The organism is Mycobacterium sp., assembly GCF_025965855.1.
Classification (GTDB): domain Bacteria; phylum Actinomycetota; class Actinomycetes; order Mycobacteriales; family Mycobacteriaceae; genus Mycobacterium.
Window position 1 is genome coordinate 1 of sequence record NZ_JAOPWB010000056.1, and the last position, 6975, is coordinate 6975.

Annotated in this window: 7 protein-coding genes and 1 pseudogene; 5 read left to right on the plus strand and 3 right to left on the minus strand. The window is 68.6% G+C overall.

The features are described 5' to 3' along the window. Window positions 1-317, plus strand: a pseudogene (locus tag JWP83_RS04105) (hypothetical protein); the annotation flags it as partial. Here JWP83_RS04105 and JWP83_RS04110 read toward each other — a convergent pair. Then, the gene (locus JWP83_RS04110; RefSeq protein WP_297726166.1) at window positions 314-1312 is read right to left on the minus strand and encodes a 4-hydroxy-3-methylbut-2-enyl diphosphate reductase; all 999 of its coding nucleotides are present in this window, start codon (window positions 1310-1312) and stop codon (window positions 314-316) included. The pseudogene JWP83_RS04105 and the gene JWP83_RS04110 sit on opposite strands and share 4 nt — an antisense overlap. Before the next feature lie 65 nt (window positions 1313-1377). Between JWP83_RS04110 and JWP83_RS04115 the strand changes: the two genes are divergently transcribed. Genes JWP83_RS04115 through JWP83_RS04130 form a run of 4 tightly spaced genes read left to right on the plus strand, consistent with a single transcriptional unit; the run spans window position 1378 to window position 4620 of the window. Beyond that, window positions 1378-1974, plus strand: a complete 597-nt coding sequence (locus JWP83_RS04115) for a lipid droplet-associated protein (protein WP_297726168.1) — start codon at window positions 1378-1380, stop codon at window positions 1972-1974. Further along, complete coding sequence (gene xseA, locus JWP83_RS04120; RefSeq protein ID WP_297726171.1) at window positions 1971-3221, plus strand: exodeoxyribonuclease VII large subunit; 1251 nt, start codon at window positions 1971-1973, stop codon at window positions 3219-3221. Before JWP83_RS04115 ends, xseA begins: the two co-directional genes overlap by 4 nt. Then, window positions 3211-3456, plus strand: coding sequence for an exodeoxyribonuclease VII small subunit (locus JWP83_RS04125; protein WP_297726174.1), 246 nt, complete (start codon window positions 3211-3213; stop codon window positions 3454-3456). The genes xseA and JWP83_RS04125 overlap by 11 nt, the downstream gene beginning before the upstream one ends. A gap of 51 nt (window positions 3457-3507) precedes the next feature. Further along, window positions 3508-4620, plus strand: coding sequence for an NAD-dependent epimerase/dehydratase family protein (locus tag JWP83_RS04130; RefSeq protein ID WP_297726177.1), 1113 nt, complete (start codon window positions 3508-3510; stop codon window positions 4618-4620). A 113-nt stretch (window positions 4621-4733) separates the two neighbouring features. Here JWP83_RS04130 and JWP83_RS04135 read toward each other — a convergent pair whose 3' ends face one another. After that, on the minus strand, window positions 4734-6278 hold the full coding sequence (locus JWP83_RS04135; RefSeq protein ID WP_297726181.1) for a carboxylesterase/lipase family protein: 1545 nt from the start codon (window positions 6276-6278) through the stop codon (window positions 4734-4736). Window positions 6279-6294: 16 nt separating this feature from the next. Then, window positions 6295-6975: dienelactone hydrolase family protein (locus JWP83_RS04140; protein WP_297726183.1), on the minus strand; the 681-nt coding region annotated here is incomplete at its 5' end.

Here is a 6975-nt window from a genome sequence, read left to right on the forward strand (position 1 = left end):
CGCGCGACACCCGTCGCGAGCCGCGCGCCCGCCGCGATCCCTACGACCGGCCGGCACCCCGCGGCGGCCGCTTCGACGGCTACGAGCCGCCGGGCGCACCCGATCGCTTCGACCCGTATGAGTCCTACGAGCCCCGGCGCCGTCGCCCCGCCCCGAGCGGCAACGGCGCCAACTCGACGCACCACCCGATCTCGCGGGTGCGCTACCGCGGGGAAGCCCCATTGGACGAGCCCCGGGACGAACCGCGCGCCGAGCGCCGGAATCGTTCCCGTGCGCCACGCGGCTTTCCCGCGGAGTCCTGGGAGTACGAGGGTTAGAGGGCCGACCGGATTTCCCGGGGCAGCGCGAACACCAGGGTCTCCTGGGCCGTCGTCACCGGCTGCACCACGTCGAAGCCGCAGTCGGCGAGCCGCTCCAGCACACCGCGCACCAGCACCTCGGGGACGGACGCACCCGAGGTGACGCCCACCGTCATGACACCCTCCAACCACGCCGGGTCGATGTCGTCGGCCCAGTCGACCAGGTGGGCGGCCGCGGCGCCGCCGCCCAACGCCACCTCGACCAGCCGCACCGAATTCGACGAGTTGCGGGACCCGACGACGATGACCAGCTCGCACTCGGGCGCCATCGCCTTGACCGCGACCTGGCGGTTCTGGGTCGCGTAGCAGATATCGTCGCTGGGCGGGTCCTGTAACTTCGGGAAGCGTTGCCGCAGCCGCTCCACGATCTCCATCGTCTCGTCGACCGAGAGTGTGGTCTGCGACAGCCACACCACCTTGTTCTCGTCGCGCACCGTCACGTTGTCCACCGAGGCCACCCCGTCGACCAGTTGCACGTGCTCGGGCGCCTCGCCGGCGGTTCCGATGACCTCCTCGTGACCCTCGTGGCCGATCAGCAGGATGTCGTAGTCGTCCCGGGCGAATCGCCTGGCTTCGTTGTGCACCTTGGTCACCAGGGGGCAGGTGGCGTCGATGGTGTGCAGCTTGCGTTCGGCGGCCGCGGCGTACACCGTCGGCGCGACGCCGTGCGCGGAGAACACCACGATGGCGCCCTCGGGGACCTCGTCGGTCTCCTGGACGAAAACGGCGCCGGCCGTTTTCAGTGTGTCGACCACGTGCCGGTTGTGCACGATCTCGTGGCGCACGTAGACGGGGGCGCCGTGCTTCTGCAGGGCGCGCTCCACCGTCTCGACAGCCCGGTCCACACCCGCGCAGTAGCCACGCGGCTCCGCCAGGAGCACCCTGCGGCGGATGGGTTCGTTGACTACCGAGCTGGCTGTACCGGGAATTCCCATGTCGACAGTCGGCGGCATGACACCCAGGGTACCGGCCAGCGGTGGGCTTGGACTTAGCCGCCGGTTGAGGCAGGCTTGGAGCCATGGCTACTGCACCGTACGGAGTTCGGCTGATAGTCGGCGCGGCGACAGTCGCCGTCGAGGAGACGATGAAGCTGCCGAAAAACATCCTGATGTACCCGATGACGTTGGCCAGCACCGCGGCACACCTGGTGATGCGTTTTCAGCAGAACCTGGCCGAGCTCGTGATCAAGGGTGACAGCACGCTGGAGTCGATCTTTCCGCCCAAGGACGAGAAGCCGGAGTGGGCAACCTTCGACGAGGACCTGCCCGATGACGCCGACGGCGGCCCCGCCGCGTTGGCGGAGGGCGGGGAGGCCGACCGCCGCGCCGACGGGCGTTTCGCGCTGTACTCGGTGTCCGAGGCGCATGAGGACGCCGGCGCACTGACCAAGTCCGTCAGGCAATCGAAGAAGTCGGCTAACGCGAAGGTCCCGCAGCCAGACGTGGCAACCGAACTCGACTACCCGGCGCTGACGCTGGCCCAACTGCGGGCCCGGCTGCAGTCGCTGAGCGTCGACGAACTCGAAGCCCTGCTGGCTTACGAGCAGGCCACCAAGGCCCGGGCGCCGTTCCAGACGCTGCTCGCCAACAGGATCACCCGCGCGAACGCGAAGTGACCCGAGCGGCCAACCCCGAAGCCAACTCCGCGGAGAACCCCTTTCCGGTGCGCGCGGTGGCGATCCGGGTCGCGGGCTGGATCGACAAGCTGGGCACCGTCTGGGTCGAGGGTCAGTTGGCCCAGATCACGGCGCGGCCCGACTCCAAGACCGTGTTCATGGTGCTGCGGGACCCGGCCGCCGACATGTCGCTGACGGTGACGTGTTCGCGCGACCTGGTGGCAAACGCGCCGGTAAAGCTCGCCGAAGGCACCCAGGTGGTGGTCTGCGGCAAGCCGTCGTTCTACACCGGACGGGGCACATTCTCGTTGCGGCTCAGCGAGATTCGCGCGGTCGGCGTCGGCGAACTGCTGGCACGAATCGACCGACTGCGCCGGCTGCTCGACGCCGAAGGACTGTTCGACCCTCGGCTCAAGCGGCCAATCCCCTTCCTGCCCAACATGATCGGGTTGATCACCGGCCGCGCGAGCGCCGCCGAACACGACGTGACGACCGTGGCCGGCGCGCGCTGGCCCGGGGTGCGTTTCGCGGTGCGCAACACCGCCGTCCAGGGGCCCAACGCCGTCGCGCAGATCGTCGAGGCGCTGCGTGAACTCGACCGCGACCAAGAGGTCGACGTGATTGTGGTGGCCCGCGGCGGCGGAAGCGTCGAGGACTTGCTGCCGTTCTCCGACGAAACCCTGTGCCGCGCGATCGCGGCGTGCCGCACCCCGGTGATCAGCGCGGTCGGCCACGAACCGGACAACCCGCTGTGCGACCTGGTCGCCGACCTGCGCGCCGCGACCCCAACCGACGCCGCCAAGGAGGTGGTGCCCGACACCGCCGCCGAGCAGCGGCTGATCGCTGACCTGCGCCGGCGCAGCGCGCAGGCCCTGCGCCATTGGGTGTCCCGCGAACAGCGCGCGCTGACCCAGTTGCGCAGCCGCCCGGTGCTGGCCGAACCGCTGACGGCGCTGGTGGCGCGCGCCGACGAAATCCACCGCGCCCGCGCGGCGGTGCGCCGCGACATCAGGCGCCTGGTCGCCGCCGAGACCGAGCGCGTCGGTCACCTCGGCGCGCGGCTGGCCACGCTGGGCCCCGCGGCCACCCTGGCCCGCGGCTATGCCGTGGTGCAGACCGTTCCCGACGCGGGGCCTGCCGCGGTGTTGCGTTCGGTCGACGACGCGCCGCCGGGCACGCGGATGCGGGTACGGGTGGCCGACGGGGCCGTGGGGGCGGTAAGCGAGGGGCTATCTGATGGCGGCTAATGATGAGGAATCGGTGCAGTCGATTACGCCTATTAGTCAGCTGGGCTATGAAGCTTGCCGGGACGAGCTGATCGAAGTGGTGCGGCTGCTGGAGCAGGGCGGGCTGGACCTGGACGCATCGCTGAAGCTGTGGGAAAGAGGCGAGCAACTCGCCAAAAGGTGCGAAGAACACTTAGCTGGAGCCCGCAAGCGGGTCGAGGATGCGCTCGCGGCCGGCCAGCCCGACGAGGGCTGACCGCAATCCCGATCGCAGCACTTCCGGTCAAGATTGGAACACGTTTCAGTTATGCTTCCCGGCATGGGTGATGCATCACTGACAACCGAACTCGGCCGCGTCCTGGTCACCGGCGGCTCGGGGTTTGTCGGCGCCAACCTGGTAACCACCTTGCTCGACCGCGGGTACCAGGTGCGCTCCTTCGACCGCGCGCCCTCGCCGCTCCCCGCCCACCCCCAGCTGGAGGGGCTGCTGGGCGACGTCACCGACGCGGGCGTCTGCGCCGCGGCGGTGGACGGCATCGACACGGTGTTCCACACCGCCGCTGTCATCGAGCTGATGGGCGGCGCGTCGGTCACCGACGAATACCGTCAGCGCAGCTTCGCCGTCAACGTCGGCGGGACGGAGAACCTGGTGCACGCCGGGCAGGCCGCCGGGGTGAAGCGGTTCGTCTACACCTCGTCCAACAGCGTGGTGATGGGCGGGCAGAACATCGCCGCCGGCGACGAGACGCTGCCCTACACCAATAGGTTCAACGACCTCTACACCGAGACCAAGGTGGTCGCCGAGCGATTCGTCTTGGCGCAGAACGGTGTTGGTGACCTGCTGACGTGTGCGATCCGGCCCAGCGGCATCTGGGGTCGCGGTGATCAGACGATGTTCCGCAGGCTGTTCGAAAGCGTGATCGCCGGCCACGTCAAGGTGCTGATCGGCCGCAAGTCCGCCCGGCTCGATAACTCGTACGTGCACAACCTGATTCACGGTTTCATCCTGGCCGCCCAGCATCTGGTCCCCGGCGGGACTGCACCCGGCCAGGCGTACTTCATCAACGACGCCGAGCCGATCAACATGTTCGAGTTCGCCCGGCCGGTGATCGAGGCCTGCGGGGAGAACTGGCCGCGGATCCGGATCAACGGACCGATGGTCCGCGCGGCGATGACCGGTTGGCAGCGCATGCATTTCCGGTTCGGGATACCGGCGCCGCTGCTGGAGCCGCTGGCCGTCGAGCGGCTCTATCTGGACAACTACTTCTCGATCGACAAGGCGCGGCGCGACCTCGGATACGAGCCCCTGTTCACCACCGACAAGGCGATGTCCGAATGCGTGCCGTACTACGTGGACCTGTTCCAGCAGATGAAAAGTCAGGCCGCGGCCGGCAAGCCGAGCACCGGCGGGACGAAGTAGCGGGGCCCGCGTCGCGCAGCATTGTCGAGATCGACGCTACCGCGAAGAAGTGCGACGGGGGGCTGCACGCTAGCGTCGATTTCGGCGTGCACGGAACTAACGACTCGCGCGGCTTAGCGGAAGCTCACCATCTCGCTGCCCCACGCGGCGCGGATTGGCCCGTCGACATCGCTGGCGATCGTGTCGCGCTTGTCGATGATCAGGCAGGCGCGATCGGCCTCCTGGTAGGCCGTCCAGTCCGGCTCGCCGGCCGGGCCCGCGGGTTTCCCGTGGGTGGCAAAGTTAATCCACCGGGTGCGTACCCGTTTCGACACCGCCTTGGCGGTTTTGGCACCGCCGAGCTTCAACGTCGGATCCTTCGGTGCCCCGAGATTGCCCCAGACATAAGGCAATTCGGTAGCGTGGGCGGCACTGACCAGCAGCATCTTCAGCAACGGGGTCGAGTAGTCGAACCGGTACAGGTACACCGGCGCCACCCTGCTGTGACCCTCGGCCAGCCACACCGTCGGCATCCGGAACCCGACGTCGGTCGCGATGCTCAAAAACCTTGCCTTGCGGCGGAAGCGTGAATACGCCGACACGATCTGCTCCTGGGTGGGTAATTGCAGGTCGGGCTGTTCGGCGGCGATCTGGGTGAACATCGACGTGATCGCGCGCGGGGTGATCGGCATCAGCGGCGAGCGCATCAACCGGAAGAGTGCCGCCTCATGCCTGTTGGTGCCGATGATCAACGGGACCGGGTGCGAGCTCCCCTGCTGCGCCAGCTTCACCGGGTAGTCGTGCAGCAGGTCGCCGTCGACGATCGGGACGAACGCCAACGTGCCCGGATTGCGCACGGGCACTTCGTCGAACACCTCTTGGGACGCGGCCAGGATCGCCGTGATCGGGGCGTCGGGCAATGCGCCCACGTCGAGTCCCAGCTTGTCGAGGAAGCTCGCGGCGACACGCTGGGCCCTGTCGCTGTCGTACACCGATGTGGCCGGGGAACTTTGGGCGATCGCGCCGGCGAACAGGCCCTCGGCCGCCGGGGCGGTCAACAGCGTCGTGACGATGCCCGCGCCGGCGGATTCGCCGAACAGCGTGACCCTTTCGGGATCGCCGCCGAACGCCGCGATGTTGTCGCGCACCCAGCGCAACGCCGCCAGCACGTCGTGCAGCCCGATGTTCGAATCGAAGCGGCGCCGCGCGGTATTGAACGACGACAGGTCGAGAAAGCCCAGCGCCCCGAGCCGATAGTTGACCGTCACCACGACGACGTCACCGCCGCTGACCAACCGGCTGCCGTCGTAGAGCGGCTGGCTGCTGGACCCCAGGACGTACGCGCCGCCGTGCAGCCACACCATCACCGGTTTGGCGTCGCCGGGGCCGGTGTCCGCCGAGGCCCAGACGTTCAGGCTCAGGCAGTCTTCGCCCTGCGGCGCACCGAGATCCAGGGGCATGTTGGGAAAGGACGGTTGCGGGCAGGCCGGCCCGTAGGAGGTGGCGTCGGCGACCTCCGCCCACCGTTGCGGGGGCTCCGGTCGCCGGAAACGCAGGTCGCCCACGGGCGGCGCGGCGTACCGGATGCCCCTCCAGGTCCTGATGTCACCGCCCGCCAAGCCGGTGGAGCCCCGGACCGGGCCGTGGGTGGTTTCGACCACGCGGTTGTCGGTCGCCATGCGTCTGAAAACTTCCCTAACTAAGCCGCTCGGTCAGGAACTCGACTACCCGTTTGCGGGCCTCGTAAGCGGGTTGACCGTCAACTTCGCGGACCTCGTCGGTCAGCACCGAGTGCGCCCTCTTGCCGAAGCCGCCGTCATTGCCCGCGCGCGAGTCGATTTCGATGACCTCGAACGCGTCGCCGAGCCGCTCCTTGAGCGCCGCGAACCGTTCCCGCGGCACGACGCTGTCCTCACTGAACCGCAGGCCCATCGCGCACAGGCCGTCGTTCGCGCAGCGATCGGCCACGGTGGTCATCTCGGATTCGCTCAGACCGGTGTCGGCACGTCGCGCACGGCCCAACGGCATCGGCACCGACGGCTGGGAAAGCACCGGGGCCAGCACGCTGTCGTCGACCGCGGCGGCCAGCGCGAAGCCGCCGGTGAAGCACTGGCCGATGACGCCGACACCCTTGCCGGGCGTCGATGCGTTGAGGTCACGGGCCAGCGCGCGCAGGAATAGCGAGACGGGCCGCTCTTTGCCGGTCGCAAACGCGGCAAATTCCCTTGCCACACAAGCCCGCGCGATGACAGCGGCCGTATAGCCGACCGTCTTCGGCTTGCCCGGCTCCCCGAACAGCGACGGCATGGCCACGGTGAACCCGTTGTCCACCAAATGATTTCCCAGACCCAGCACCGCGGGATGGATGCCGGGTAT

Excerpts from the sequence above, each read along its gene's own strand:
- JWP83_RS04110 (WP_297726166.1), bottom strand. The coding sequence starts at position 1,312 with ATGCCGCCGACTGTCGACATGGGAATTCCCGGTACAGCCAGCTCGGTA.
- JWP83_RS04115 (WP_297726168.1), top strand. The coding sequence starts at position 1,378 with ATGGCTACTGCACCGTACGGAGTTCGGCTGATAGTCGGCGCGGCGACA.
- JWP83_RS04125 (WP_297726174.1), top strand. The coding sequence starts at position 3,211 with ATGGCGGCTAATGATGAGGAATCGGTGCAGTCGATTACGCCTATTAGT.
- JWP83_RS04130 (WP_297726177.1), top strand. The coding sequence starts at position 3,508 with ATGCTTCCCGGCATGGGTGATGCATCACTGACAACCGAACTCGGCCGC.
- JWP83_RS04135 (WP_297726181.1), bottom strand. The coding sequence starts at position 6,278 with ATGGCGACCGACAACCGCGTGGTCGAAACCACCCACGGCCCGGTCCGG.